The organism is Candidatus Limnocylindria bacterium (genome assembly GCA_036523395.1).
Lineage (GTDB): Bacteria > Chloroflexota > Limnocylindria > P2-11E > P2-11E > CF-39.
In genome coordinates this window covers 15736-41870 of the sequence record DATDEH010000048.1, presented here as the reverse complement: position 1 = coordinate 41870, position 26135 = coordinate 15736, and the positions used below count along the sequence as shown (strand labels likewise).

General features: G+C 66.2%; 26 protein-coding genes. 8 read left to right on the top strand and 18 right to left on the bottom strand.

Going from position 1 to position 26135, the window contains the following annotated elements:
- From VI056_06560 to VI056_06550, 3 genes are all read left to right on the top strand, one after another.
- The coding region (locus VI056_06560; protein HEY6202688.1) for a type II secretion system F family protein at positions 1-141 on the top strand (141 nt) is incomplete at its 5' end.
- Positions 141-1646 (top strand): oligosaccharide flippase family protein, encoded by a 1506-nt coding sequence (locus VI056_06555; protein ID HEY6202687.1) that lies wholly within the window; start codon positions 141-143, stop codon positions 1644-1646. The genes VI056_06560 and VI056_06555, both read left to right, overlap by 1 nt.
- Entirely contained in the window at positions 1643-2224 is a 582-nt protein-coding gene (locus VI056_06550; GenBank protein ID HEY6202686.1) for an acyltransferase, read from the top strand. Before VI056_06555 ends, VI056_06550 begins: the two co-directional genes overlap by 4 nt.
- On the opposite strand, the gene VI056_06545 is transcribed toward VI056_06550, so the two are convergent.
- The 9 genes from VI056_06545 to VI056_06505 all read right to left on the bottom strand — a co-directional run bounded on the left by VI056_06545 (position 2196) and on the right by VI056_06505 (position 10446).
- Positions 2196-3164 carry a glycosyltransferase family 2 protein gene (locus tag VI056_06545; GenBank protein HEY6202685.1) on the bottom strand — a complete coding sequence of 323 codons (969 nt, stop codon included), beginning with the start codon at positions 3162-3164 and terminating at the stop codon, positions 2196-2198. The two genes, VI056_06550 and VI056_06545, sit on opposite strands and share 29 nt — an antisense overlap.
- A 23-nt stretch (positions 3165-3187) precedes the next feature.
- A complete protein-coding gene (locus tag VI056_06540) occupies positions 3188-3772 on the bottom strand; it encodes a serine acetyltransferase (GenBank protein HEY6202684.1) in 585 nt (194 codons plus the stop codon).
- Between the two features lies 1 nt (position 3773).
- Positions 3774-5162, bottom strand: a complete 1389-nt coding sequence (locus tag VI056_06535; GenBank protein HEY6202683.1) for an O-antigen ligase family protein — start codon at positions 5160-5162, stop codon at positions 3774-3776.
- Positions 5163-5168: 6 nt separating this feature from the next.
- Positions 5169-5312, bottom strand: coding sequence for a hypothetical protein (locus tag VI056_06530; protein HEY6202682.1), 144 nt, complete (start codon positions 5310-5312; stop codon positions 5169-5171).
- A gap of 9 nt (positions 5313-5321) precedes the next feature.
- Positions 5322-6032, bottom strand: a complete 711-nt coding sequence (locus VI056_06525) for a CpsD/CapB family tyrosine-protein kinase (protein ID HEY6202681.1) — start codon at positions 6030-6032, stop codon at positions 5322-5324.
- Positions 6029-7093 carry a hypothetical protein gene (locus VI056_06520; GenBank protein ID HEY6202680.1) on the bottom strand — a complete coding sequence of 355 codons (1065 nt, stop codon included), beginning with the start codon at positions 7091-7093 and terminating at the stop codon, positions 6029-6031. Before VI056_06520 ends, VI056_06525 begins: the two co-directional genes overlap by 4 nt.
- Positions 7090-8187, bottom strand: coding sequence for a glycosyltransferase family 4 protein (locus tag VI056_06515; GenBank protein ID HEY6202679.1), 1098 nt, complete (start codon positions 8185-8187; stop codon positions 7090-7092). Before VI056_06515 ends, VI056_06520 begins: the two co-directional genes overlap by 4 nt.
- Before the next feature lie 82 nt (positions 8188-8269).
- Positions 8270-9709, bottom strand: coding sequence for a sugar transferase (locus tag VI056_06510; protein ID HEY6202678.1), 1440 nt, complete (start codon positions 9707-9709; stop codon positions 8270-8272).
- Positions 9706-10446 (bottom strand): WecB/TagA/CpsF family glycosyltransferase, encoded by a 741-nt coding sequence (locus tag VI056_06505; GenBank protein HEY6202677.1) that lies wholly within the window; start codon positions 10444-10446, stop codon positions 9706-9708. Before VI056_06505 ends, VI056_06510 begins: the two co-directional genes overlap by 4 nt.
- A 352-nt stretch (positions 10447-10798) precedes the next feature.
- Here VI056_06505 and VI056_06500 point away from each other — a divergent pair, with 352 nt between their 5' ends.
- The 5 genes from VI056_06500 to VI056_06480 are packed head-to-tail and all read left to right on the top strand — an operon-like array spanning position 10799 to position 15662.
- Positions 10799-11551: an ATP-binding protein gene (locus VI056_06500; GenBank protein ID HEY6202676.1), complete on the top strand. Its 753-nt coding sequence runs from the start codon at positions 10799-10801 to the stop codon at positions 11549-11551.
- Complete coding sequence (locus VI056_06495) at positions 11548-12228, top strand: response regulator transcription factor (GenBank protein ID HEY6202675.1); 681 nt, start codon at positions 11548-11550, stop codon at positions 12226-12228. Before VI056_06500 ends, VI056_06495 begins: the two co-directional genes overlap by 4 nt.
- A gap of 23 nt (positions 12229-12251) precedes the next feature.
- The gene (locus VI056_06490) at positions 12252-13256 is read left to right on the top strand and encodes a class I SAM-dependent methyltransferase (GenBank protein ID HEY6202674.1); all 1005 of its coding nucleotides are present in this window, start codon (positions 12252-12254) and stop codon (positions 13254-13256) included.
- A gap of 29 nt (positions 13257-13285) precedes the next feature.
- Positions 13286-14485 (top strand): glycosyltransferase family 4 protein, encoded by a 1200-nt coding sequence (locus tag VI056_06485; protein ID HEY6202673.1) that lies wholly within the window; start codon positions 13286-13288, stop codon positions 14483-14485.
- A gap of 10 nt (positions 14486-14495) precedes the next feature.
- Complete coding sequence (locus VI056_06480; GenBank protein HEY6202672.1) at positions 14496-15662, top strand: glycosyltransferase family 4 protein; 1167 nt, start codon at positions 14496-14498, stop codon at positions 15660-15662.
- Here the strand turns inward: VI056_06480 and VI056_06475 are convergent.
- The 9 genes from VI056_06475 to VI056_06435 form a co-directional block, all read right to left on the bottom strand.
- Complete coding sequence (locus tag VI056_06475; GenBank protein HEY6202671.1) at positions 15659-16786, bottom strand: glycosyltransferase family 9 protein; 1128 nt, start codon at positions 16784-16786, stop codon at positions 15659-15661. The two genes, VI056_06480 and VI056_06475, sit on opposite strands and share 4 nt — an antisense overlap.
- Positions 16777-17604, bottom strand: coding sequence for a polysaccharide deacetylase family protein (locus VI056_06470; GenBank protein HEY6202670.1), 828 nt, complete (start codon positions 17602-17604; stop codon positions 16777-16779). Before VI056_06470 ends, VI056_06475 begins: the two co-directional genes overlap by 10 nt.
- 2 nt (positions 17605-17606) lie before the next feature.
- The gene (locus tag VI056_06465; GenBank protein HEY6202669.1) at positions 17607-18095 is read right to left on the bottom strand and encodes a hypothetical protein; all 489 of its coding nucleotides are present in this window, start codon (positions 18093-18095) and stop codon (positions 17607-17609) included.
- Between the two features lie 164 nt (positions 18096-18259).
- On the bottom strand, positions 18260-19255 hold the full coding sequence (locus VI056_06460) for a hypothetical protein (GenBank protein ID HEY6202668.1): 996 nt from the start codon (positions 19253-19255) through the stop codon (positions 18260-18262).
- Positions 19256-19359: 104 nt separating this feature from the next.
- Positions 19360-20340: a GNAT family N-acetyltransferase gene (locus tag VI056_06455; protein ID HEY6202667.1), complete on the bottom strand. Its 981-nt coding sequence runs from the start codon at positions 20338-20340 to the stop codon at positions 19360-19362.
- A gap of 80 nt (positions 20341-20420) precedes the next feature.
- Positions 20421-21431, bottom strand: a complete 1011-nt coding sequence (locus VI056_06450; GenBank protein ID HEY6202666.1) for a GNAT family N-acetyltransferase — start codon at positions 21429-21431, stop codon at positions 20421-20423.
- A 10-nt stretch (positions 21432-21441) separates the two neighbouring features.
- A complete protein-coding gene (locus VI056_06445; protein HEY6202665.1) occupies positions 21442-22398 on the bottom strand; it encodes an NAD-dependent epimerase/dehydratase family protein in 957 nt (318 codons plus the stop codon).
- Positions 22399-22403: 5 nt separating this feature from the next.
- On the bottom strand, positions 22404-23735 hold the full coding sequence (locus VI056_06440) for a UDP-glucose/GDP-mannose dehydrogenase family protein (GenBank protein HEY6202664.1): 1332 nt from the start codon (positions 23733-23735) through the stop codon (positions 22404-22406).
- Between the two features lie 102 nt (positions 23736-23837).
- Entirely contained in the window at positions 23838-25967 is a 2130-nt protein-coding gene (locus VI056_06435; GenBank protein HEY6202663.1) for a hypothetical protein, read from the bottom strand.
- Positions 25968-26135 lie beyond the last annotated feature (168 nt).

Genomic DNA, 26135 nt, shown 5'->3' with positions numbered 1-26135 from the left:
CAGCGCGCCGAGGAAGCCGCCCACAAAGCCCCGGTGAAGATGCTGTTCCCGATGGTGCTCTTCATCTTCCCCGCCTTGTTCGTGGTCGTGCTCGGCCCCGCGGTGCCACGCGTCCTCGAAGCGTTCCAGGCGTTCAACTAGTGGGCCTACGTACGCTCTCGCCCGCCAGCTCGGGTGAACCGGCGGCCCCGCAGCCGGCGACCGCTCGGCAGACCGGAGTACAGGTCACGCGCGGCGCGCTGGCCCTGCTCACTACGCAACCCATCACCTGGGCGAGCAGCCTTGCGACAGCCGTCTTCATCCCGAGGTTCCTCGGCGACGACGGTCTGGGCAGGTACGCGATCGCGTGGGCGGTCGCGAGCTTCATCGGCACGATCTCGACGCTGGGTATACCTGCGCTGCTGCAACGACGCGTCGCTACGGATCCAGAGCGCGCCTCGAGCTACGCGTGGGCCGCCGTCGCTGTGACCACGGGCTGCTGGTTCGCCCTTGCCGCTGGTCTGCTCGGCGGCGTCGAGATCTTCGGTGTCCAGGCATTCGATCTCCGGCTCCTGCCGATCGCGATCGGCGCGGCCCTGGTCGGCTCGATCTTCGCCGTGCTGACGGCGGTGCTCAACGGCATGGGCCGCCACTCGCGATACGCGTGGTCCCTCGCGGGCGCGACGATCGCGAACACCACAGCCTCACTGGGCACCCTCGCGCTCGGTGGCGGCGTCCTCGGCCTTGCACTGGCGATCCTCATCACCCAATCGATCACGGTGGTGGTGCTCTGGTCGACCAGCGGCCTACGGTTCACCCGCGGCGCCTTCGACCTCAGCCTGCTCCGACAGCTGGTGGTCGGAGGACTGCCGTTCCTGGGCTGGAACATCGCGATCCGGGTCCGCGCCGATATCGACGTGATTCTGACCGGCATTCTCCTGCAGTCGAGCGCGGCGGGATGGCTCGCGGCCGCCTATCGGATCATCGGCGTGGCGGTCTTCGTCCCGACGATCATCACCACCCCGTTGCTGCCGGCGTTGAGCCGCAACAAGATCCGGCCGGAGATCTTCCGGACCCTTCTCGGCGAGAGCCTTGCGACCGTGCTCCTGCTGACCGTGCCCATCAGCGCGACGGTGTTCGCGATGGCTCCCCTCATCCCCGGGCTGCTGGGCTGGTCCGATGGACTGCAGAACGCGGTGCCACTCATGATGGTCCTGGCGTTCCAACAGACCCTCGTCGGCGCCGACATGGTCCTCGGGACCGCACTCATCGCCCTGGGACTCGAGCGTCGCTGGCTCGGCGTGGCGACGATCGGCGCGGTGTTCAACCCCACGCTCAACCTCCTCGCGATCCCCGTGGCACAGTCGCTCACGGGTAATGGAGCCGTGGGGGCCGCCGTTGTCGAGCTCGCAACCGAATGTCTCTTCCTCGCAGGTGCATTGCGCCTTCTCCCTCGCGGTCTTCTCGGCCGAGAGAACATCGGTCACGCGGCACGCATCGTTTGCGCGGGCGGCGTCATGCTCGCCGCGCTTCTCCTCGTCCGACCGTACGGTGTCGTGCCGGCGTTGGCCTGCGGCGGTGCCGCCTACGCAGCGGCGGCGACGGCGTTCGGTGTACTCGGCCTCCGACACGTGCGAGCGGTCCGGAGCGCGGTGGGTCTGGCATGAACGTCGCGCAGGCCGAGACGCCGATCCGTACAGCCAAGCGCGCCGCGGCACGGCTGCGCAAAGGCGGCCTCCGCGGCCACCTCCTCGGCCTGATCGTCCGGGCGCGCCTGTCGCGCTCAGGAATCATCGTCGTCCACGGCGGCTGGCATCTCCCTGAGATCGATGACCGGGGCGGATGGATCGAGGTCGGGAACTGCGCGTTCTTCCCCGGGGTCCGCCTCGAGTGCTGGCGTGGGGCGAAGATCCAGATCGGCAACGGCACCTATCTCAATCGAAACGCGGAGATAGTCGCAGCGGGCTCAGTGCAGATCGGGCGCGACTGCATGATCGGACGCGACGTGATCATCATGGATAGTGATCAGCACCCGCTCCCTGGTGAGGAGTTCGCAGCGGCCGCAGTCACGATCGAGGACCGCGTGTGGATCGGGGCACGCGCAATCGTGCTCAAAGGTGTGACCGTCGGACACGACAGCGTCATCGGTGCTGGCGCGGTCGTTACGAGGAACGTTCCTCCGCGATCCATCGCGGCGGGTCAACCCGCGCGGGTCATCAGGACGCTGGATCAGCCGCGCGCGTAGGGTCGATCTGCCGCGGCGTTCCTTCGAGCTCATCGTGAACGCCCTGCCAGTACAAGAGGTTGAAGAGCGCGCTCAGTGACAGGCTCGCGACCTTCTCGGCGCGCAGGAAACCTGCGGCGTGGACTACCCCAACGAATGCTGCCGCCGCGAGGCGGGATCGCAAGTGACTCCCCGCGCAGAGCGCGACGACCGTGCGGCTGAGCATGTGACGCCCCTGGAGCTCTCGGTACGCGATGGTCAACGTATTGCTGCCCTTGTCGCGATGCATCGCGACCTCGGCGCGGCCGTACCGGTAAGGAGTCTGACGCCACGCGCCGAAGGAGCGCGTCGGGTAGTGCCACGCGCGCGCCGACGGCTCGAAGACGAAGCGGAGGCCGCGCCGGGCGAGTCGGTAACCGAGTTCGATGTCCTCCGCGCGGCGAAAGTCCGTGTCGAAGCCACCAGCCGCTAGGAAGTGTGAACGCCGCAGTGATGCGTTTCCGGTGAAGAACTGGCGATACGTGCACTCGAATCGTTGTGCGGCCATCGCGTCGTACTGGCGCACGAGCTTGGTCTCCTCCCAGCGGATCCAGGAAGGCCGGCGCCACTTCGCCGGCGGGAGCATCGGACCCGTCACCACACGGTCGGGCCAGTCGCGATGCGCCTCGCGGTGCTTCGCGATGAGGTCGGCGGCAGGGACAACGTCGTCGTCGAGAAAGATGATGAGCTCTCCCAGGGCGTCGACGACGCCCCGGTTCCGTGCAGCTGCCGGACCGCCGTTCGCCTGCTCCACGACGTGCAGCGCGTACGGGGTGCGCAGCGCACGCAGCCACGCGCGCGTGTCATCCATCGACCCGTCGTCCACAACCACGACCTCGAAGTCCGCTGGCCCCTGCTGCGCTGCGAGCGCGTCCAGTAACCGCCCAAGACTCGCGCGCCGGCCGTACGTGGGTACGACCACACTCACCGCCGGCCGGGTGGATGTCACTGCGCCACCTCGGCGAGACGTTCAGACCTGCGGGGACGGGCCGCGGCGGGCACACCGACGGCGACATGATCGTCCGGCACGTCTCGCAGGACGACGGCATTCGCGCCGATCGCTACGTTGTTGCCGATCGTGATCCCACCGAGAACGCGCGCGCCGGCGCTGACGTACACGTTGTCGCCGATGAGCGGGAACGCCGGCTCGTTGCGCATCCCGATCGTGACACAGCTCACCAGCGTCGCGCCCGCGCCGATGCGTCGCGCCATCACGACCGTGCCGAAGGGATGAGGGACGTAGAGACCTGGGCCGATCGGCACCGACGGCGGGATGTCGATGCCGTGGAGCGTGGCATTCAGCCGACCGACCATCCCCGGCAGCACGTGGATCCCCGAACGGTGGAGGGAGTGGCTGACGCGGTACAGGATCGTCGCGCGCAGACCGAGCTGCGTCCACGCGTAGCGGAGACCCGTTAGGAAGCTCGGGTCTTCGATGCGACCGGCGGTGGGCTGCGACCAGCGACTGACCCACGCGACGACGTCGCTACGGATCAGACCGCCGAGACCCAATTCGCGATCGGTGACCACGTTAGGCGCTCGGTTCCCCGACAACGCGCTTGGCATCCGCGCGCGGGAGGACGGCGATGACTCCCAGCACGGTGCCGAGTAGTACGGTGATGCGACCCGAGACGAATGCCAGGTCGACGTAGCCGTACACCAAGATCCCGACTAATGCGACCAAGCTGAAGAGCGCGGCCGACTTGAGGCGTGGATCCGCCACGCGTTTGGCCGAGTACGCAGCGCGACTCATCGCGGTCCCGAGCAGCGCCCAGAACGCGACATAGCCATACACCCCCGTCTTCATCCACATCCACAGCACGTTGTTGTGGGTCTCGAAGCGCCAGAAGGGCCACCACGAAAGATCGGGCAGAGTGGCCTCGACGATGAACTCGCGGCCGAAACCGACTCCGAGGATCGGATCCGAGTGGATGGTCACGTTGATGTTGTAGGTCTCGAGCAGCCGATAGAGGTTTGACGACGCGTCGCGCGCGTCAGGCTCGTAGAGCGACCGCAGCGCGCGCGCCGGCTGGCCGAGCGTTCCTGAGGCGTCCCAGAACACGCCGAGGTACGCGACGATGGCGACCAGCGCCGGGATCATCCCGATGAAGAACGCCTTTCGCCTCACAACAAGCAAGGTGAGCGCCGTGACGAGAAGGCCAACGAGCAGGACGATGATCCCGGAGCGACGATTCGACGCGAGCAGCGTGAACATCAGGACCGGAGCCGCGACCATCGAGAGGAGCCTGATCCGACCAGCCGTGCGGAAGATGAAGGCCGAGAGGGCAAAGATCAGGAACGTCGCAAGGAAGATGACGTCGTCGTGCTCGTAGAAGAGGTCAGGACTGCTGAGCAGTAGGCCAGGGTTGATCAGTCCGAACTTGCGATAGGCACCTTCGACAGCGAACGCGGTGGCTGCGACCAATCCGGTTCCGAAGAGCGAGGCCACGTGTTGTGCGCTCCTCAGAGAGATCCTCGCGATCGCAAAACATGCCGGGATGTACAGGAGATATCGGCCCTCCCAGAGACCCACGTACATGTCTCCGCCCCCCAGTACGCCACGTGCGAAGCCAGCCACGAGCGCGATGAGGAAGAGCGCGACTGGCCAGCCGAGGCTTGACGCCGCACCGGACCGCCGCTCGGTCGCGGCCGACGCGAGCGCCAGGAGGAGCCCGACGACCACGAGGAGCTCAAGCGGCGAGAAGATGATCGGCAGGCCGGTCCAGCTTCCGATGCCGCGATGGATGTACGTTCCGAGATCCATCAGCGGGTCCGGTGTTTGCGCCTCGAATGCGATCACGGATACGAGTGTCACCTTGAGCACGAGCCGAGCTGCCCCGCCGCGTTGGATCGCCGCCTCAGGGCTGGCTTTGAGCGCGACCGCCGGCAACCGACCGAGGAGGACGTCCTGGGCGATCATCGCCGTCTAGAGGAAGCGCGGGAAGACGAACTGGATCGAGACCAGTACGACGGCGACGACTACGACCAGGCTCTGGTGACGCCAGTCGAAACGACCTGAAGACAGTCCGATGATGATGATGATCGCGATCGCCCCAAGTACAAGCTGCATCGCTGCGACCTACAGGTGGACGAGCTGACGGACCGCGCCCGGTACCGATGAACGCGCGTCGTTCACGATGATGCCGCGAACCTTCGCTCCCTGGATCCGGCCGAGCGCAGAGGTCAGTGCGTGCGCGGGTGTCACCCCGGTGCGGACGACGAAGACGACGTCGTCGACCATACGCGCCAGGAGCGCGACCTCGCTGTGCGCGAGCGCCGCGGGCGTGTCGAGGATGAGGACGTCGTGCGTTCGCCTCAGCTCCTCGATGATCTGGGGCATTCGAGCCGAGCGCAGGAGCCGCTGCGCGCCGGCGACCGCGCCGCCCGCGACGACGAGCGATAGGTTATCGAGCGACGTCGAGCGCAGCGTGCTGAGCACCGGCGCGCGATCGAGGAGACTGTCCACGAGGCCGGGGACCGTCTCGATCCCGAAGTCCTTCGCGAGCACCGGGTGCCACAGATCGGTCTCGACCACGACGACGCGCTTATCCGGTAGGTCCTGTGCGATCGCCAGCGCGAGACCGAGGCTGATGGTGGTCTTGCCCTCACCGGATACCGCGCTGCACACGGCGAAGCTCGCACCTTGCATGACCTCGAAACCCGTATACAGCGAGCGGAAGAGCTCGTCGGCGCCGGGGATCAGCCAGTTCCGTCGCGGCTGAGCGATGCGCGGCCGCAGGTCGATGACGTCCAGGCGACCAGGGGCGAAGCTAGCGGTCTTGCTCGTCATGACGCCTCACGCGCCTTTCCACCGCGCAAGGGGACGATCGCGCCAGCCACGAATGCGACCGCCCGGCGCGTCACAGCTGGTCCGCTCCTGCGTGCCACGCCTTCGGGCGTCAGATGCGGAAGCACCCCAAGGATCACGGTGTCAGGAGCGAGATCGGCGATCGACCGGATCGAGTGGTCGGACAGGGCGAAGAGGAATAACAGCGAAGCGCTCAGGATCACGCCGAACACGAGTGCCGCGATCGGATAGATGAGCGCCTTCTTGAGTTGACGCGATGGGGTCAGCGAGGCCTGCGGTTCGTCCGCCAGCCGGAAGCTGAGCTCGAACCCCTTCGTGCCCGCCGACACATCGAGCTCGGCGCGGTCGAGCGATTCCCGGGCTTTGTCGGCATCACGCTGCGCGGCATCGACTCGACGCTGCGCCTCCGCGAACTGAGGGTCCGCGCGAGCAACGTCGACGCCGCTCCTGCTGAGCGTCGTCGCAATGTTCACGTTGGCCGCGAGGAACTTGGCGAGGTCCGCTCGCGCCGTCGCGAGTGTCGCCTCGGCGTCGCTGAGGTTCGTTTGATAAAAGCTGATCGCCAGCTGCGCCTGGCCGTAGCGATCCGCCGCTGCTCGCGTCCTGAAGGACGTGAAGATCGTGCTGAGGACCTGCAGCGCGAGGTCGCGGCTTTCCGCGCGGAATTTCAACGTGAGCAAATGGTCACCGGTCGCGCTCGACTCAAAGTCACGCGCGAAGATATCCCGCAGATCGTCGCTGCCCGTCGGCCGCGCCGCGATCTCGGCCAAGCCTGTGTTCTTGGCGACGGCATCAAGGAAGCTCCGCGTCTGCATGAGCTCGACGAGCCGGTTGCGCTGGTTCTGCGCTGGCGAGAGATACCGATTGATGTCGTCAATGCTGTAATTGAGGTACGTCGCCTGCTCCACCCACATCCCCGCGGACGCTTCGTACTGCGGCGGTGTCGAAAGCACTGATGCAGCCACATCCAATGGGATCACGATGACCGGCAGAAGAATCAGGAGCCAATGCCGGAAGAACGCTTCGAGCACCTTCTCGATCACGCCACGCTCCTTGCGACCATCGGTCGTGCGACCGACGCAAGAATGTCGAGGATTGCCTGATTGTTCCGCTCAGCGTCGAACCGTTGTCGCGCGAGAGCGTGGCCGGCACGCCCAAACCGCGTGCGCAGGGCCTTGTCTTCGACAAGCGAAGCGATCGCGGACCTGAGACCCCGCGGATCGCCGGGGACAACGACGTGCGCGTTCTGCCCGTCGACGGCCGCTTCGCCGAGCGCACCGACGTTCGTCGAGATGACCGCCATGCCGGCCGCGGTCGCTTCCATCAGCGCGATGGACAGGCACTCGCCGCGGCTTGGAAGCACGAAGATGTCCGACTGTCGAATGAGGTCCAGGAGCTCGGTGCTATTGGGTCGAATCCCTCGATGCACAAACACCCCGGGACGAGACGCGACCGCATCACGCGTGACGATGTGGAGCTCAGCCTTGCCGTCGGCGCGCGCTGCGGCAAATGCGCCAAGAAGATCCGCACCACCCTTCCGTTGGAAGTCGCCGCCCACGAACAGCAGACGGACCACGCCACCGCTCGTTGTGCTCGCCTGGCGCTCGGCTCCGATGGCGAAGAACGCGCGAGCGGCACCTGGCGCGATGACCGAGATCTTCGCCGAGTCGATGCCATAGTCCGCCACCAGCGACGCGGCCGCCCACTCGGACCAGGTCACGAGCGCACGCGCGGCCTGGAATGACGCCCTATTCATTGAGGACTTGCGCGCATCGAGCCACGTATGACCGGCGGCGGAGTGCCCGTAGGCCGCTCCGACGGAGTCGAAGTTAATTGGGGTCGCGTCGAGCGACACGACCGCGGGCAGGCGGCGCATGAGTCGAACACTGAAAAGCGACGTCACCTGCGTGTGAAAGAACAGAACGTCGTGCTGCCAGGTAGCGAGCACCTCCGACAACCCGCGCCTGGCGCGATAGCTGGCGCGGACCGACCAGTTGTTCGCGTACGCCGGCACGTATCGCCCGGGGCCACTAACCTCGAAGGGGATCGGGATCCAGCTCGCCTCGATCGTGGTCTGGCGAGCGATTGCGTCCCGGAGGTTCTGGCCGTGCGTCACGTGGCCGAGGGTTTGTTCCATCACGAAAGCAGCCCTGAGCACAGAGTGATGGTCGTGCCAAGCCCGTTCGGGCCTGTTCACAGAAGGTTGAGAAGCGGTTGAGCTAGTACGCGCCCTTGTTCGCGACGACCGCCGGGATGGTCCGCAGCATGATCTCGAGGTCGAGGCCGAACGACCAGTTCCGGACGTAATGGATGTCGAGACGGACCATGTCATTGAAGGGGACTTCGCTGCGCCCGCTCACCTGCCAGAGACCGGTCATCCCTGGCCGAGCGCGCAGTCGCGCCATCTGCCAGTCCTCGTACTTGGCGACCTCTGTAGGGAGTGGCGGGCGCGGACCGACCAAGCTCATGTCACCGCGAAGCACGTTCACGAGCTGAGGAAGCTCATCGAGGCTATAACGCCGGAGGATCCGACCCACGCGGGTCACACGCGGATCGCGTCGCATCTTGAATATCGGGCCGGTCGCTTCATTGTGCTGACTGAGCTCGGCCAACATGCCTTCGGCCTCGACGCACATCGATCGGAACTTCAGCATCTCGAAAGGAACACTGTCTTTGCCCACTCGCCGCTGGCGATAGAGCAGAGGGCCGCGGGAGTCGAGTCGGATCGCGATCGCGATCGCAATAAGGAGCGGTGAGCCCAGCGCAAGAGCAGAGGTCGCGAGCACGATATCGACGGCGCGCTTGAGCCACGTCACCGGAGCCACGGGCGCGAACGCGATGTACGGGCGCGAACCGAATCGCCCCAGCTCCAACCGTCGCGGCAGCTGCTCGCCAAGCTCGGTCACGATCTTCACGTCGACCTGACGGCCGAAACCACGAGCGATCACCCGATCGACCTGCTCGCGCCTGTCCGCGGGTAGCGCGATGACGATCTCATCGACGGCTGCCGAGCGCACGACCGCCTCGAGCTCGGCGATCGGCGACAGAAGCGGACGGTCGAGGGCAAGGAGATCCGTGCCGTTGTCGACGTACCCGAGGACCTCGTAGCGCGCCTCGAGCTCGCGCGCGAGCTCCTGGCCAACGATGTTGGCGCCGACCACAAGCGCCCTGCGCCGAGGAGCGAATCGGCGACGGATAGCCAGGTACGCCGGCGGTGCGGCCGTGCGCCACGCGATGATCGATACGAGCGAGAGCGTCCAACCGATCGCGAGCCACGCGCGAGACAGACGCTGGTCCTGGTCGAACGTTATGACCACGGCCATGACCGTCCCGGTCGAGAGCGCGGACGTGATGGCGCGCAGTCTCGTCGGCCACGAGCGTCGTCGCTCCAGATCGCCTAGCCCCTGGAGAACGAGCAGTGCGGCCGCGATCGCGCCAACGAGGACTCCGGTCCGAAGGTACAACGTGAAAGGAAATGCCTCGGCGACCGCGTCGGAGAGGACGAAACGCACGTCGTACGCGAGCACGAAAGAGACCGCGACGAGCGCCACGTCCACAGCGAGCAGGACCAGCACCGACAGCGACAACAGAGCGCGCGTTGATCGGGCCTGTGCGGCGGCAGGCAGTGGCTCGACGACCGGGAGCTGGATGATGCTCATCCGACGTCCAGCGCGATGCGTCCGCGCGCCGCGCGCGCGCCGAGCCGGAGGATGAACGGAACATCCTCGACCAGATAACGTCGCCAGAGTCGGCGCGGCTCCTGCATCAGCCGCCAGATCCATTCGAACCCGGTGCGCTGCATCCAAAAGGGTGCGCGACGCAGAGTCCCGGCGAAGATGTCGAACGACCCGCCCACGCCCATAGCGATCGCGGCGTCGAATTCGTGCAGGTGATCGCTGATGAACCGGTCCTGACGCGGAGCGCCGAACGCGACCAGCAGCACACAGCGGCCAGCGGCCGAGACAACGCGCACGATCTCTTCATCGCCTTCGGAGCTCGCGGGCCCGAAGGGCGGCGAGTAGGTGCCCGCGATCCGCAGCCCGGGATAGCGTCCGCTCAGCACCCGCGCAGCCTCCGCCGCAACGCCAGGCAACGCTCCAAGGAAGAACACCGGCACGGACTCCTCAGTAGCGAGGCGACAGCACTGCTCGACAAGGTCGATCCCCGCGACGCGCTCCGGCAAGGACGCCGTGCCAAGACGTGAGAACCAGACCAGCGGCATCCCGTCGGCCACTGCGAGGTCGGCGCGGTTCAGGACCGCGCGGTAAGCAGGGTCGCGATCAGCGAGCCGCATGAAGTCCAGGTTGACGGTCACGATCTGGTGTCGGCCTCCGTCACGTAAGAACCCGCGCAGCATCACGATCGCGCTCGCCCGATCCACACGATCGACGAGCACGTCGAACAGCGAGACTCGTGGCCGTCTCGTCCGGACATCGCTGGAATCCAACCGAAACCCCCACCCTGCGCGGCTCTTGGCCTCGGAAACATCCGACGCAGAGCGAGTTTCCGGTTCGCAAGTTCTATGGCGGTCTACCGCCGGTTGACCCGAGGTTGTGTACGAAATTGGTTCAGTCTCAGAATCGCATCAAACCTCAACTGGCCTGATACCTCTACCGGTTTACAACACGTCACGGTCCCGCTAGAAAGTGCGGAGTACTAGTCACGCGTAGTACCGGTGGGGCATAGGTGGGGGCGGACATGGGTGGGATTCGCGTCAATCTGTTCGCATTGCGTTCGGCTTTCTCACAATGGCCGTGATCGTTCACGAGTCTCCAAGTCTGATTGCGACCGTCGCACATGAGCTGCGAGGCCCGCTCACGGCGCTCGAGTCTGCATCTGAGGTCCTCGGACGCGACCTCGACAGTCTCGACGCGGGCCAGGTTCGCGACCTCGTTTCTGCGATACATCGCCGGACCATTTGGATGCGTGGCCTGCTCGAGAACCTGCTCGCGAGTGCGGCGATCAGCGAGGGCCGCTTTCAGGTCCACCTGCGCCCGCTTGACATCCTCGAAGCGATCGGGGAGATCGAGTCGGTCGTTCGACCGAGCTTCGATCGCAAACGACAGACGATCCGCGTCTTCTCGCTTCCGACATGCCCGCTCGTGGAAGCCGATGACCACCGGATCTCTCAGGTGCTTCTCAACCTCCTCTCCAACGCGAACAAGTACGCCGACGCGGGCACGGAGGTGGAGATCGCCGTCTCGACCGTCGCCGGCAAAGTGCGCGTGAGCGTCTCCGACCGTGGTCCCGGTCTTCCGGACGGGGCGCTTCGCACCGCGTTCCGCGCATACGACCGCGCGGGTCGCTCAGGCGGCGAGGGTCTCGGGATCGGGCTTTGGGTCGTGCGGTCGATCGTGCGCGCGCATGGCGGGAGGGTCGGTGCATTCAATCGCGTTGGTGGTGGCACCACGTTCTGGTTCGAGTTGCTTCCCATGATGGGTAAGGCCGTCCCCGCCTCGGAAGAACCCGGTGCAATCGCGGAAAGGATGGACGCGGTATGAAAGTGCTGCTCGTCGAAGACGATGCGGATCTTCTCGATCTGTTGACCTACGCCCTCGGTCGAGAGGGTTACACGGTACTGACCGCGATGGACGGGCAACAGGCCATCCGACGCTGGGAGGAGAGCTCCCCCGACATCGTCCTCCTTGACGCGAACCTGCCCAAGGTGGACGGCTACGAGGTCTGCCGACGCCTGCGTCACGAAGGCGCGACCCCGATCATCATGCTCACGGCACGCGACGAAGAGGAGGACGTCCTTCACGGATTCCGTGTCGGGGCGGACGACTACGTCAACAAGCCGTTCAGCGCCAAGCAGCTCGGCGCGCGCATCAAGGCCGTGCTTCGCAGGGCGCAGGCTGACCCGTACCGCCAGCCCGTGCGCGAAGTGAAGATCGGCGAGGTACGCCTTGATCTGCAGTCCTACGGTGTCACAGCCGGAGATAGGCAGATACAGCTCACGCCGCTCGAGTTCCGGATCCTCTATTTGCTCGGCGTCAACGAGGGCCGTGTCATTCCCTATTCGCGTCTCGTGGAGTACGCCTGGGGCTACGAGGGAGGCGACTCAAGCCTCCTAAAGACCCACATCTGCCATATCCGCCAGAAGCTGAACCTTTCGGCCGGCAAGAACGGCGGTATTCGAGCTGTTCCTGGGGTCGGTTACAGCTTGGCCATGTCATAACTGCTACCGAGGTTGTGTTCGCAATGCCACGTGTTCTGAAGCAGGGGCAACACGCTGATCCGCTCGTGGATCCGGCCCCGGACCGCGCGCTGTGGCCGGCGCGACAGCGGCGCGCTTTCGTCAGCGCCGCTATGGACCTCTATCGAGAGTCACTGCAGTTCACGGGTGCCGGTGACCTCCGCGCGGCGGTGCTCGATGACCTCAGCACCTTCTTTGGCCTGGCAGCGGACGAGTGCGCACGCCGCTGCATCGAATGGGAGCAATGGTCGGTCGAAGAGTGGACAGCAGAGCGGCGCGACTCCGAGGAGGCGATGACCGCCTTCTATCGCGCGACGAAGTCATGGGCGTTCGATCTGCTCTGGTATTCGTATCTCCAAGCGATGGGTTATGCCTATCCCGTGAGCGTGGCGATCGCGCAGAGCGTTCCGCGCGCGCGTTCTGGCGCTCGGCATCTCGATTTCGGATCAGGCATCGGGGCGACGAGCCAGCTTTTTACGCGGCTCGGATACGAATCCGATCTCGCGGACATCTCGACGTCGCTCTTGGATTTCGCGCGATTCAGGCTTGAGCGGCGCGGTGACAGAGCGACGTACTTGGATCTTAATTTCGAAACGATCCGGCCAAGCAGCTATGACGTGATCACGGCCGTGGACACGCTGGTGCACATCCCCGACGTGCCCGCCGCTTGCCGGATGCTTCATATGGCGCTGCGTCCGAACGGTCTGCTCTTCGCGAACTTCGACGTGCGTCCGGCGAGCGCCGAGAACGCACCGCATCTCTATGACGACGACCTGCCTTTGCGCTACCAGCTCCAGCGTGCGGGCTTCGAGCCGGAAGAGAACCTCGACGGAATGGTCACTCGCTATCGGCGCGTTGAGTCCGCGGGCCTCGCGCACGCGCTGCGCGGCACACGCGACGTGGCGCTCTACCTCAGCCCGCTGCGCCCGGCGTATCGGGCACTCCGACATCAGCTCGCAGATTTCTTCGCGCGCGACCGACGAACCAAAGCTTCGGTGAGGATGGGATGAGCGGTGACCAGTCCCGCGCTCGCGTCTGCTTGATCTTGCAGTCCACGGCGGTGGGCGGCATGGAAACGCACTGCGTCGACCTGGCCGCCGAATACGTCCGCCGCGGCATTCCCGTCCGGGCGGTGCTCCCCGAAGGCAGCGCATTCGATGGGCTCGACGCGCGATTCCGATCCGGCGGAGCCGAGGTCGACCGGCTCACGACTGACGCCCGTAGCGGTCGGCGCGCGCAGCTCGCGCGGCTCTCGAAGCTCGCGTCGATCCTCCGCGCCTTCCGTCCGACCGTGGTGCACGTCCAGACCGGTGGCGCGACGGGTGGCCTCGGTGTCGTCGCTCTGTCGCGCGCGCTTACGGGGGCGACCGTCGTCCTCACCGAGCACGATGTCCCGGCGGAGCGGATGGCGCTGCAAGATCGCGCCACGAAGAAGCTGACGGATCACCTGGTCCACGGCCTGGTCGCGGTATCACGACGGAACGCGGCGCTACGCCGCAATCGCGGCGGTGCCCGGGAGCACCGTTTCGGGTCGATCCTCAACGGGGTGCCGATCCCAGCGGTTACCGACACGGAGAAGGCGCGCAACCGCGCCGCCGTTCGAGATCAGATGGGGATCCCGGGTGACGTCGTGGTGATCGGGAGCGTCGTCCGACTCGCGAACGGCAAGGGACTCGACGACCTCTTGCGTGCGTTCGCGATCGTCCGCCGCGAGATGACGACTCAGTTGCTTCTTGTCGGCGACGGCCCGCTTCGCGCCGAGCTCGAGGCTCTCGCAAGTGAGCTCGGCATCCGCGCGGACGTGCACTTCGCCGGACAGCGTGAGAACCCAGGTGTGTTCGTCGACGCCATGGACGTCTTCGTGCTCGCCGTGCCCGCCGGCTCCATGTCGATCGCGCTGCTCGAGGCAATGGCTCGCGGAGCGCCCCCGGTGATCACCTTCTGCGGGCCGGAGGAGGCTGTCATCACCGAGGAGACCGGTCTCAGCGCGCCACCCGCGGATCCACGCGGGCTCGCCGCGGTGCTCGCACGCATCGTGCGCGACGACGCGCTGCGTGCGAGCCTTTCGAAGGCGGCGGCCTCACACGTGAGCACGCACTTCTCGGTCGAGCGTGTCGCCGACGACCTTCTCGAGCTCTATGCCTCGGTCGGCGTCGGACGAGTTCCCGCCCGACTGCGTGCCGACGGTGCCCCGAACCCACGGCCAGGGTCGCGCCAGCGCGCCGCTGTCCGCCCGTAGCGAGTCATCGTTGACCGCGGGTATCGCCAACGCGGGCGCTGCCGAGGGAGTGATCGCACGCGATGGTCGGATCCGGCTCGCGATGGTGGCGTGGATGGTCGCGGGCGTCCAAACGCAATACAGGCACCTGAGGAAAGCCTTCCCCTCCGATCGCTTCGAGGTCGTCGGGGTCGAGACGCGTCCCTACGTCGATGGCGGCTGGCTCGAACGACTCCCGATCCCGCACAAGCCGCGCGGCCACGTGCGCTCGCTCTCGTGTTTGCTCCCGATGATCTGGTCGCGTTCGGTCGACGCCGTCTGGTCGCAGCTCAGTGTTCTGCTGTTGCCGTACACGCTGACGCGGGTCATCCCTCAGAACATCCCGCTGTTCTTCGCCGTGGACAGCACTCCGGCACTCTATGCGGGCCTTCAGGAGCACTACGTGGATCAGACCGATCCGGCCACGCTGAAAGGCCGCGCGAGTGGTGCCCTCCACCGCCTTTTCTATCAAAAGTGCACGGGACTGCTGCCGTGGTCCAAGTGGGTCGCCGACTCGATGATCAATGACTTCGGCGCTCCGCCCGAGCGGATGCACGTCGTGCACCCGGGCGTCGACACGGCGCGATGGCATCCGGACGAGCGCCGGACGAGGAACGAGCGGCCGCAGCTCATCTTCGTCGGAGCTGACTTCGCCCGAAAGGGCGGACCCCTGCTGCTCGACGTGTATCGCACGCACCTGCGCGACCGCTGCGACCTTCATCTCGTGACGCGCGCCGACGTCGCCGAGGAGCCCGGGGTGCATGTGTACCGTGACTTCGGGCCCGATGACGATCGTCTCCTGCGGCTGTACCAGAGCTGCGACGCGCTCGTCCTGCCGACGCTGGCCGACATGTTCTCGATGGCGTCGATCGAGGCGATGGCGTGCGGCATGCCTGTGGTGGTCTCGGCCGTTGGCGGGATCCCCGAGATCGTCAAGGACGGACGCACCGGTCGTTTGGTCCCGCCGGGAGACGGTCCGGCGCTCGCGACGGCGATCGACTCCGTCATCCTGGATGTCGAGCGCGGTGCGAGCTGGGGCCGCGCGGCCCGCGAAGATGCCGTGCGGCGCTTCAGCACCGAAGTAGAGGCTCGTCAGGTCGCGGCCCTCATCGAGGAAGCAGTCGCGGGTCGGAGCAGCCGACGAACGAGGGCGGGCTAGAAGAGGGCCGAACCCGTAGCCACGGCAAGTGGCGGAACGGTGGTCACCATGCATGAGGCGACCGCGTCGAGCACGCTGGCAACCGAGATCGGACGCAGGCCGGCCATCGGGCATTCGTAGTTGTGACAGCCGCCGAAGATGTCCTTCGGTTCTTTGCAGCGGTTGATGCGGTCCTTGAGCTCGAGAGACATCGAGTTCACGACCGAACGTCGTGTCTGACCGTTCGGCGGACGCTCGGCGTCTGACGGGCCGGCGAGCACGACCAATGGGGTCTTCGTGCGCAACGCCAGATCGTGCGCGGCGCTGTCGACGCAGATCATGAGCGTCGCGCGTGCGATGAGCGCTTCAAGCTGGGCGAGCGTCGTCAGACCGGCGAACGACACGGATGCTGCCCGCATCTTGTTCTGGATGCTCGCGATGTACTCCATCTCGCTGGAGATGCCGGTGAAGGCCACCTGCGCGCCATAGTTAGCTGTGATGGCGTCGGCGAGCGCGGCCCAGCGCTCGACGAGCCACTGCTGGCACGCCCAGTCGGAACCCGGATGAAGGAGCACCAGCGAGCGCGCTCCGTCGATCCCTTTCTGGTCGAGCAGCCTCGCGACGTCCCGGTCCTCGGCCGCGGTGCGGAGTGTCGCCTCACCGAGTTCCGATGCCGAGACGCCCAACGTCGCAAGCAGCCGCCGATGTTGGGCGGTCACGTCCGAGTACGGGTCGTAGGGTCCGAGGTGCGACGACAAGAGCCATGGGAAGCGATTCGCGAAGCCGACCGAACGCCGCGCCGCCAAACGGGCGAGGACGTTGAGCACCGTGCTACCGACTCCGAGAGTCATCGCGAGGTCGTAGCCAGAGCCGACGCGAAGAAGCAGCTTCGAGAAGTGGGTGGCTTTCCGCCAGCGCAGGCGGAGCCCTTCCGCGTCTCGTCCCTGGTACAGGTCGCTCGCGATGAGTCGGTCGAACGGTCGGACACGCTCGAAGACCGCGGCTGCGCGTGCATTGATAAGGAGCGTGATGTGGGCGTCGGCGAACGCGCTGCGCATCGTGTCGAGGCAGAACTGAAGACGGATCGCGTCGGCTTCGTGGCAATTGTCGAGGATCACGAGGATCCGCCGCGGGCTCACAGCCATTCGTGCCAACGATCGAACGCACCTGAGAGCGCCGCGCGGAACACTCGATCGCCGTCGTCACGTGTGATGAAGGTCCGACCGCTTGTGCCTGCCGGACGGCGATCTTCGGCCTGCGCGTAGATTAGCTCATACCCAGTCTCGCGCGCAGCCCTCGCTGCCGCGGCTGTCCAGTTGCGTGGGCCGCCAAGCGGGATCGCGAAGGAGGTCGGTGCCACTCCGAGGTTGCGCTCGAGGGTGTCGCGAGAGTCGCTCAGCTCGCGAAGCGATCGGTCGGCGGAGAGCCGACCGAAATCCGCATGGCTCACCGAATGGCTCCCGATCGCGACGCCGGAGGATTGCAGCCGATCGATGTCGCGCCACCCGAGCATGACATCCTGGCCGAAGGAGTGTCGACCGTCAGCCCAATCGGACACCACGAAGAGGGTCCAGGGGATGTGAAGCTCGGCGAGGATCGGGGCGGCGTTCGTCGCTACGCTCGAAAGACCGTCGTCGAAGGTGACGGCCAGCTCTTGGGCGAGACCTTCGCCGCGCGCGATGCGATCAGCGGGCACGAAACGGTAGCCGGCGGCAAGCGCCGCTTCTAGCTGTCGCCGGAAACGTCCGGGTGAGAGGTCGTTGACGCCCCAGGCCGGTGTGCCGATCGAGTGGTAACAGAGGACCCGCCCAGATGAACGCGCGCTCGGTGACGAAAACACAGCGAGCGTGGAACGCTCCCAGCGGAGCCGAATCGACGCGGCCGTCGCGCGCCGGAGGCCAACGCGCCGCGCGAGCGGCTTGAGCGCGGCGAGCGGACGCGCGACCGCCGCAGCGTCCCCCATCTTCACGCCGGGAGTGTCGCGACCTGCGCTCCCACGTCGGACGAGGCGCGATGGCGCTTCGTCTGCCTGCGCTCGCCTGGCCGCGGGAGCCTCACGCAGAAGTATCGCTGCGGCCCGTACGGGCTGGCGTGATCGAACGACTCGATGACGTAGCCGTCGAACCAGCGCGCAAGAGAGTCCGCCCACCCTCGCACGGTCACAGCATCGAAGTCCATACGCTCGTACGAGCGGCGCACCAGGGCCTCCTCAAGCTCCCGCATCATCAGCCAGCCCAAGCGTCCGTGCCGATACCGCTTGTCTGTCGCGATGCTGGCTGCGTATGCGGTCGACGAATCTCGCTTGCTCGGATGCGCGAAGTTGTTGCCGTATATACGGCCCGTGGTATCGCGGATCAGGATCACGACAGTCTTCGGGTCGGAGTACATCTCGCGCAGCACGGACACGCGCATGTGCCGGCCGAATGCCTGGAACTGAAGGCGCATAAGCGTCATTCCGCTCTTCCGCCACAGTTCAGGTGAGCCCGCGCACGAAGAAACGGAGAAGGGCGGCCGCGCCGGGCGTGCGCATGCGCTGAGCGCGCTGAAGAACAACACCACCATGTTCTGAGCGATCGCTCGAAGAAGTGACCGCACCGACCGTGGCAGCAACCTGGCCATCACGTCGTTCCCTTTGGCGCGAACCTTCGCACCGACCCGAGCGCGGAAGCGCCGGCCTTGACGGCGCTGCGCATGAAGTGCAGGTGCGCGGGCGCGACATTGAACATCCAAGCCGTCCCGTCGCGGACAGCCCACCGTTGCTTGTAGCTCTTCCCATAGCTGACGCCCATGTCGATCGATCGCACGCCCGACCCGTACGCCCACGCGACGACGAGGTCGTATAAGCGCGTCTGTGCGGCATGCCAGCGATAGTCCTCGGAGTGGAAGTTCACCTGCGCGAGCAGCTCGTCACCGACCACAAGGAACATGCAGCTTGCGGCCTTCACGCCGCCCTCGCGCAGAACGGCCACATGGCACAGGTCACGCTGCGCGAAGTACTCGGCAGCGAGCAGCAGATCGCTCTCGGCCTCGTACGCATGCCACTTGCGAGCCCAGTTCCGAATCGTCCACTCGGCGGCTCCAGGCGGGTCGATCTCGAACATGAAGCCACGCGTCCGGTTCCGCGCTTCGCGGATCCGCTTCCAGTGACCGGTCTCACGCCAAACCCGCTCGGAGTCTGCACAGGGGATCTTGTAGACCGGAAACTGTGTTGCGCTCCGGACCCGTCCCATCTCGGGGGCAGATCGGGTCACCATCCAGATGTTGAGCCCGGTCGCCGCGAGAGCGGGGAGCAGCTCGGCTTCGTGCGCGGCAGAAGTAAAGCGTTCATTGATCGGACCGCGCCACCAGACCGGTTCCCAGAAGCGCATCCACCGTCGCAGGCCGAGCACCGCGACCGGACGACCGCCACGTGTCACCAGCGCCGTGCGTTTCCGGCCCGTCGTTACGTTCCGCATGAGCAGCCCGAGGAGCTCGTGGGGCGATGTGAGTGATTCGGGCAGGCTCCGAAGTGCAGACTCGAGACTCAAGTCCCATGGCTCGAACCATTCGACGGCGAGACCCTGCCGATCGAGCCAAGGCACCGGCAGCCTCTCGAGCAGCTCCGTCAATTCCATTCGCGGCACCCGACCCTCGGCGTCTCCACAGTGGTGAACCTAGATAACACCACGGCACGCGGCGTTGTTCGGCGGTTGAGGGACGGTTGAGCAGGCAGTTCGGGCTACTGGCCGGCCGCGGAAGCAGCCGTCGTGGCGCGGCCGGCGGCGCCGTTTCTGAACGAGCTGAGACTCGATCGCGCCACGCGCACGGCCTTCTTCACGACGTAGAGCGGCGTCGGGCAGACATTGAAGTACCACCTCTGCCCGTCTTCCGGCGCCCACTTGGCCTTGTAGGCATGGCCTCCGCCGATGTCGACCTTCGCGTAGCCGGCTGCCGCGGCCCAGTCGATCACGAGATCGAACAGACGGATGCCGACGCTGCGGCGTTCGTACTCGGCCTCGCGGTGACCGCAAACGAGCACGATCTCGCCGCGGTACACCGCCCCGACGTAGCCGGCGGCCGGCTGGCCGCCATCGAGCAGCCGGAACGTGTGTAGAAGCCCGCGCGGCTGGAAGTACCGCGCGGCGATCAGTTGATCTTCAACGCAGATCGTCTCTTGACTCGGGTGGTGCCGCCATTGGCGACCCCAGTTTTCGATGACCCATTCCGTCGCGCCCGGAGCATCGACCTCGAGGGTGAACCCCCTGGTGCGATTCCGACCGATCTCGACGGCTCTGGCATTCCCGCTCTGCCGCCAATGCTCCTCGGCGCCTTTCCCGCAGTCGACCTTGTACATCGGTAATGAGAAGGCGCTTCTCACGTTCGGGAGTGATCCTTCCGGGGCATCCTCCCAGCCGCCCGTCCAGACGTCGAGGCCGAGGGCGGCAAGCGCAGGAAAGAGCATCCCGTCGCGCGCGGGCATTTTCGCGCGCGGGCAAACGCTCGCAGAGAACACAGGCTCCCAGAAGTGCTTGCGGCTCCGCAAACCCACAACGGCCACAGGCTCGCCTCGCAGCGTGATGATCGCCGTGCGCTTACGCGTTCGAGTCGGACCTTGCATGAGCTCCGCGAGCAGGTCGTGAGGACAGCTTTCGGGCTCGGGAAGCAACAGCAGTGCCGCGTCGACCTCCGAACTCCAGGGATCGAACCATCGGACGCGCAAACCTCGGCTCATGGTGCCGGCGCGATCGGAAGCGTGTGGCCGAACGGGCAGTTCGATGTTCGGATGCGATCCCACGCCGGTCACGCCGTCACGCCCGGCCTGGATCCAAAGGTGCTGAACCCTGTGGCCACGGCGCGTCTGCCAAAACGCACCCCCTCACGAACGAGGTGAAGATGCAGTGGCGCGACGTTCCACAGCCACGAGCTCCCATCTCGGGGTGCCCAGCGGCGCTTGTATGAGTCCGCTTGGTAGCTGCACCCGAGATCCATCGTCGAGTATCTCGTTCGAGCCCAGGCGAAGACCAGATCGTCGAGGCGCGTTTGAACGCCGTTGCGTCGGTACGCCGCGTCGAAGTAGTTGAGCTGCGCGAGCAGCACGGTTCCGTCGACGATGTAGGTGCAGCCCGCGATCGGCGTGACGCCGTCATACAACCGGAACGCGTGAAACCGTGATCGGTCCGCGTAGAACTCCGCCGCGGCGAGCAGATCGGACTCGGCCTCGTGCGCCGACCACTTCCGCGCCCAGTTGCGTAGCGTCCACTCGGCCGAACCGGGTGCGTCTACTTCGAGCGTAAATGCCGCCGATCGTCGGCGAGCCTGTTTGACGCTGTCCCACTGACTCGAGGACTTCCAGTGCTCTTCGTAGGCGCCGCTCAGCGGCGCGCCGAAACGCGGTAGCTCGGTGACGGCTCTCACCGCGTTCGAGGCGGACGGCCGGTCGCGGCTCATGATCCAGACATTCGCGCCGGTCGCGGCGAGCGCCGCCGACGCGTACCCCTCGGCGACGGCGAGCCGAAAACGCTCGTTCACGCCGCCGCCCCAGACGGGCTCCCAGAACATCTTTCGCCTTCGCAGGCCGAGCACCGCTACTGGACGATCGCGATCCGTGACGAGAGCCGTACGCTTCGCCATTGCCGACGGATTGCGCATCAGCAGACCGAGAAGTTCGTGCGGGCTGGCCTCGGTCTCAGGCAGGGCGGCAAGCGCCTCGTCAAGCGTGCGTTCCCAGCGCTCGAACCAACGGACCCGCAGCCCACGCCGATCGATCGAGGGCACTCGCACACGTTCGATGACGTTGAGCACGTCGACCATGTCGCGATGCCTACGCAGTCTGTCGTCCCGCTTCGAGCGGGGACATCAGCGCATCGCGATACCAGGCAAGCGTCGCGCGCAGCCCTTCATCGATCGGCGTCGTCGCGCGCCAACCGAGGTCGCGCTCGGCCATCGTGGTGTCCGGGCATCGCCGCTGGATGTCCTGCGGCCGTCGGGGCACGAAGTGGATCGGGGTCATCCGACCGGTGGCGCGCGCGACGATCTGAGCGAACTCAAGGACGGAGACCTCGTCCGCTCGGCCGATGTTGTAGACGCTTCCCGGAGTGCCTCGCTCCATCGTGGCGATCAGACCACGCGCCGTGTCCATCACGTAGCAGAGGCTGCGGGTCTGGGATCCATCACCGTGCACCGGTATCGGCTCGCCGCGAATCGCAGCCGCGATGAAGGTCGATGGCATGCGGCCATCGTTCAGCTGCATACGCGGCCCGTAGGCGTTGAAGATCCGCGAGATGCGCGCGTCAGCGCCGCGTTCGCGGACGTACGCGACCACGAGAGCCTCGGCGAAGCGCTTGGCTTCGTCGTACATCGAGCGCGGCCCGATCGGATCGACGTTGCCCCAATAGCTCTCAGGCTGCGGATGTACGAGCGGGTCTCCGTAGACTTCGGAGGTCGAGGCCATCAAGAAGCGCGCTCCAGCGCGGGCGGCCACGTCGAGAAGGTGCTTGGTGCCAGCGCTGTTCGCCATGAGCGTCGCGACCTGATTGCGGCCGTACGCCTCGGGGCTTGCGGGGCTCGCGAGGTGATAGACGCGGTCGAAATTTCCGTCCGGCGCGCTCTCCGCATCTTGCCGCACGAAGTCGAGGCTGGGCCGCGCAAGGTGCGCGAGGTTGCGCGTCGAGCCGGTGAGCAGATTATCGACGACTGTGACGTGGTCGCCTTGCTCGACGAGAAGCTCGACGAGATGCGACCCCACGAAACCGGCGCCGCCCGCGACCAGTACCCGCATACGGATCAGCTCGCGACGGCCGGCAGCGGCTCCTCGACGGCACACTCGCGGATCCCGGCCGTGGAGAAGCTGAAGTAGTCGAGGCCAGCACGATGCGCCGACGCAACATCGAAGAGGCCGCGACCGTCGATGAGCAACGATCCGCTCATCGCCCGACGCACGGCAGCGAGATCGAGAGAGGCGAACTCAGGCCACTCAGTCGCAACGATCACGACGTCCGCGCCCTTGACGGCCGACATCGCGGACCGAGCGAGATGCAGTGTCGGAGCGAGGCTCTTGAGCTGCGGTGCCGCGACCGGGTCGTAGACGGTGACCAGTGCGTGCAGCTCGTCGAGCTGCCGTGCGAGCGCGAGGGCCGGAGATTCCCGCAGATCGTCGGTGTTCGCCTTGAAGGTGGCTCCGAGCAGCGCGATGCGCCGCTCGGCGATGGCGCCAAATCGGTCGTGAAGGAGATCGACGACCCGCGACCGCTGTGCGCGATTCACCGCGGCGACCGCGGTGAAGAATCCGGATGAGTCGGTGAAGCGGCGTGCAAGCTGCTCGACCGCGGCCAAGTCCTTGGGTAGGCAGGACCCTCCGAAGCCAAGGCCGGCTCGCAGGTGACCGGCGCCGATGCGCGGGTCGAGCGAGAGGGCCTTGGCCACACCCTCACCGTCAGCGCCGACGGACTCGCCGATCCGAGAGAGCACGTTCGCGAACGAGACCTTCGTTGCCAGGAAGGCGTTCGCCGCAAGCTTGCTGAACTCGGCCGAGACCGGATCGGTGTGGACGACGGGGGCCCGGAGAGGCGCGTACAGGGTGGCGACCGCTTCCGCCGCGATGCGGTTGCGCGAGCCGATGACGATGCGCGATGGGTGGAAGAAGTCTTCCACGGCCCGTCCCTCGGCAAGGAACTCGGGGTTGGAGACGACGTGGATGTCCTCGCCATCGAAGAGTCGAGCGACCACATCGCCGGTGCCGACCGGGACCGTGCTCTTGTTGACGATGATCGGGCGCGGTGCTTTCGCGTACTGCCGGATGTTCGAGAAGGCACTCCGCAGGTAGCTGTCGTCAAGCGTCCCTTCGCTGGTGGTGGGCGTCGGAACACAGACGAACACGAAGCGAGCGCGCGCCAGACCGGCCGGGTAGCTCGTGGTGAATGTGATGCGCTTGCGCGACAGCCCCCGTGTGAGCAGCTCGGGCAGGCCAGGCTCATAGAACCAGATCCGACCGCTGCGGAGCATGGCAACGCGCTTCTCGTTGACATCGATGACCCTGACCTGGTGACCGAGCTCGGCCAGACCAGCCGCGTAGACGACACCGACGTGTCCCGCGCCAACGATCGAGACGCCACTCATTCGGTTATTCCCACCCCTTGGTGCGGCGAGCGTACGGAGACGTCTTTCCGCTGCCGTTGTCCGAGGGTTGAGTGTCGGTTGAGCGTGACGGGGCGCGAAACGTTAGGGCGAGACGGTGATCTGGACGAACACTCCCTGATCCTCAAGCCACGTCACGCCATCTACGACTGGCCGCAGCCGGAGGGCGTAAACGCCCGGCCGGTCGGGTGCCTGCATTCGGAAGGTGAAGCTTCCGAAGTCGCCGGTCCGGACCGCCGATTCCGTCTGGACAGCGACGCGGTCGGGCGCGGGCCAATCGATCCCAAGATCGGCCCACGATCGGTCGTCGCCGACGACCCCGAGATGCATCTCGCGGGCGGATCCTTTGATCCAGCTTGCGTTGCCCGTGTTCCTGAAGACGACCGTGATCGGCGCGCTTAACTCGCCAGCGCGCAGGACAGGCCACGGGGTCTGCGCGACCCAGGCGCTGTGCAACCCGGCGTCGCTGTTGACGACGATGTAGACGCCTTGGTCTTCCAGCCATGCGACGCCATCAGCGACGAGCGCGAGGTCGATGCGATATTCCCCAGGCGGTCTCGTCGCGCGCACCTTGAAGGTGAAGGTGCCGATGCCTCCTGGCGGCACGAGCGACTCGGAGGTGGTCGCCGGACGATTAGGGCTCAGCCACGCCTCGGCGAGGCCGCGATCTGCAAACTCGGTCGAATCTCCAACGACCCCGATATTCACCTGTCGGCCGGGCACGCCGACTTGCCACGACTCGGTGCCGAGGTTGCGGAAACGCACGGTGACGGCGCCGAGCTCACCCGGAGCCAGCTGCGGATACGCGCTCTGCTCGACCCACCCGCTGTGGAAACCCGGTGTGAGCGCGAGCGTGCCCGGAAGAGTCCCCGGTGGCGTTGGCACGACTGCGACAGGACCCGGCGTTGGCGCGGGCGGCGGTGGGTTTCCACCGCCGGGCGGCGGCGGCGTCGGGTTTCCCCCGCCGGGCGGCGCGGTGGGCAGCGGCGGCACCGTGGTCGGCGCGGCGCTCGCCCAGATCCCCGCGCTACGCACCAGCCATGGCCCACCGTACCAATCGGTCCCGCGGAATAGGACGCTCTTGGTGCCAGCAGGGATCGGCGTCCAGTAGGAATCAAAGTGCTCCTCGCCCAGCTGCTGGCCGTACGCCTGGCGCTGGGCCGCCTGCCACGTCTGACCGCCATCGAAGCTCACGGCAATGTTCCTTCCGATGCCGGCGAAGCGCAGATGCGAGTTCGAGGGAGCGGGTGCCGCGAACGTCATCGCCGAGGAACTCGAGGCACTGGCCGTCGCACGGCTCGCATTGAGGATCGTGAACGGCGTCGCGGGCGAGATCGAAATGTTGTCCCAGTGCCACGTGTTCGCGGAGCAGGAACTGACTTCGACGGGCGGCCCGCAGCCATCGCTCTTTTCGGGGTTGTAGCTGTGGTGGCCGATCTGCAGAACACCGCTCGTCCAAGCCAGATCGGCCATGTCGCTGTCTACCCACCACGCCCCCAACGCCGGGATCCCGAACTTGAGGTGCGTGCGCGACACCCGAAGCTCGAACGTCGTCCGTACCGTCGCTGACGGCACGAGCACCCTCTCCAGTGCGAGAGCGTCATTCGCGCCGACGAGGAACTCGTTGAAGTTCCGCACGACACCGCCGCGGAAGATGGCCATGCGGTTGATCTGGTCCTGACGGATGTGCACCGCGTTTCGCGAATACCCGTTCAGGTCGACGTCGCCGATGTCGCCGACGAGCTGGACGTTCTGGTCGAACGGCGTGATCCAGAGATCGATCCAGTCACGATCGCTCGTGCGCAGCGTGGAGACATCGAAACGAACGACCGCCTCGCCCCCACTGAAGTCGACGAGCTGATTCGGCGTGAGGTACACCACGCCGTAACCGCTCGCCTTGATTGCCGTCATCACGTGATCGCGGCAGAGGAAGACGGCGTCGCCGTACGACGAGATGTCGTGCGTGGCCGGCGGAGCCGAACAATCCACACCGTGACCGGCGTGCATCAACTCCAGCGACGTGAACGTGTCGACGTCCCGCGAATGCACCGTCACGTCCCAGTTCGCAGGGTGCCAGGGCGTAGGCATGTTCGGCGCGCCGTCGAATGTCTCGAGAAAGGTGACGCTCGCCGCGGAGCGCGGAGTGTTGCCGAGCGACAGAGCGGCCACCAGCACGGCCCCGCCAAGGATCAAGGCGAGCCGCTTAATGCGCATGACCGCAAACGAAGACGGATCTGGCTGAAAAGATCGAGATTCTCCTCATCGCGACCCCGCTGCAATTGGCAGTCTACCCACGATCGTTGAAGCGTGATTCGAGTCCCGGACGACTCAACGGCAATTCAACCCCCGAGTAACGCTCCCAGGCGGGCCAGGAACCAACAT

Bases quoted from the DNA above. Each gene is read 5' to 3' on its own strand.
- VI056_06550 (HEY6202686.1), top strand. From the start codon at position 1,643: ATGAACGTCGCGCAGGCCGAGACGCCGATCCGTACAGCCAAGCGCGCC.
- VI056_06535 (HEY6202683.1), bottom strand. From the start codon at position 5,162: ATGATCGCCCAGGACGTCCTCCTCGGTCGGTTGCCGGCGGTCGCGCTC.
- VI056_06530 (HEY6202682.1), bottom strand. From the start codon at position 5,312: ATGCAGCTTGTACTTGGGGCGATCGCGATCATCATCATCATCGGACTG.
- VI056_06525 (HEY6202681.1), bottom strand. From the start codon at position 6,032: ATGACGAGCAAGACCGCTAGCTTCGCCCCTGGTCGCCTGGACGTCATC.
- VI056_06515 (HEY6202679.1), bottom strand. From the start codon at position 8,187: ATGGAACAAACCCTCGGCCACGTGACGCACGGCCAGAACCTCCGGGAC.
- VI056_06510 (HEY6202678.1), bottom strand. From the start codon at position 9,709: ATGAGCATCATCCAGCTCCCGGTCGTCGAGCCACTGCCTGCCGCCGCA.
- VI056_06500 (HEY6202676.1), top strand. From the start codon at position 10,799: ATGGCCGTGATCGTTCACGAGTCTCCAAGTCTGATTGCGACCGTCGCA.
- VI056_06495 (HEY6202675.1), top strand. From the start codon at position 11,548: ATGAAAGTGCTGCTCGTCGAAGACGATGCGGATCTTCTCGATCTGTTG.
- VI056_06490 (HEY6202674.1), top strand. From the start codon at position 12,252: ATGCCACGTGTTCTGAAGCAGGGGCAACACGCTGATCCGCTCGTGGAT.
- VI056_06475 (HEY6202671.1), bottom strand. From the start codon at position 16,786: ATGGCTGTGAGCCCGCGGCGGATCCTCGTGATCCTCGACAATTGCCAC.
- VI056_06470 (HEY6202670.1), bottom strand. From the start codon at position 17,604: ATGGGGGACGCTGCGGCGGTCGCGCGTCCGCTCGCCGCGCTCAAGCCG.
- VI056_06465 (HEY6202669.1), bottom strand. From the start codon at position 18,095: ATGACGCTTATGCGCCTTCAGTTCCAGGCATTCGGCCGGCACATGCGC.
- VI056_06460 (HEY6202668.1), bottom strand. From the start codon at position 19,255: ATGGAATTGACGGAGCTGCTCGAGAGGCTGCCGGTGCCTTGGCTCGAT.
- VI056_06450 (HEY6202666.1), bottom strand. From the start codon at position 21,431: ATGGTCGACGTGCTCAACGTCATCGAACGTGTGCGAGTGCCCTCGATC.
- VI056_06445 (HEY6202665.1), bottom strand. From the start codon at position 22,398: ATGCGGGTACTGGTCGCGGGCGGCGCCGGTTTCGTGGGGTCGCATCTC.
- VI056_06440 (HEY6202664.1), bottom strand. From the start codon at position 23,735: ATGAGTGGCGTCTCGATCGTTGGCGCGGGACACGTCGGTGTCGTCTAC.
- VI056_06435 (HEY6202663.1), bottom strand. From the start codon at position 25,967: ATGCGCATTAAGCGGCTCGCCTTGATCCTTGGCGGGGCCGTGCTGGTG.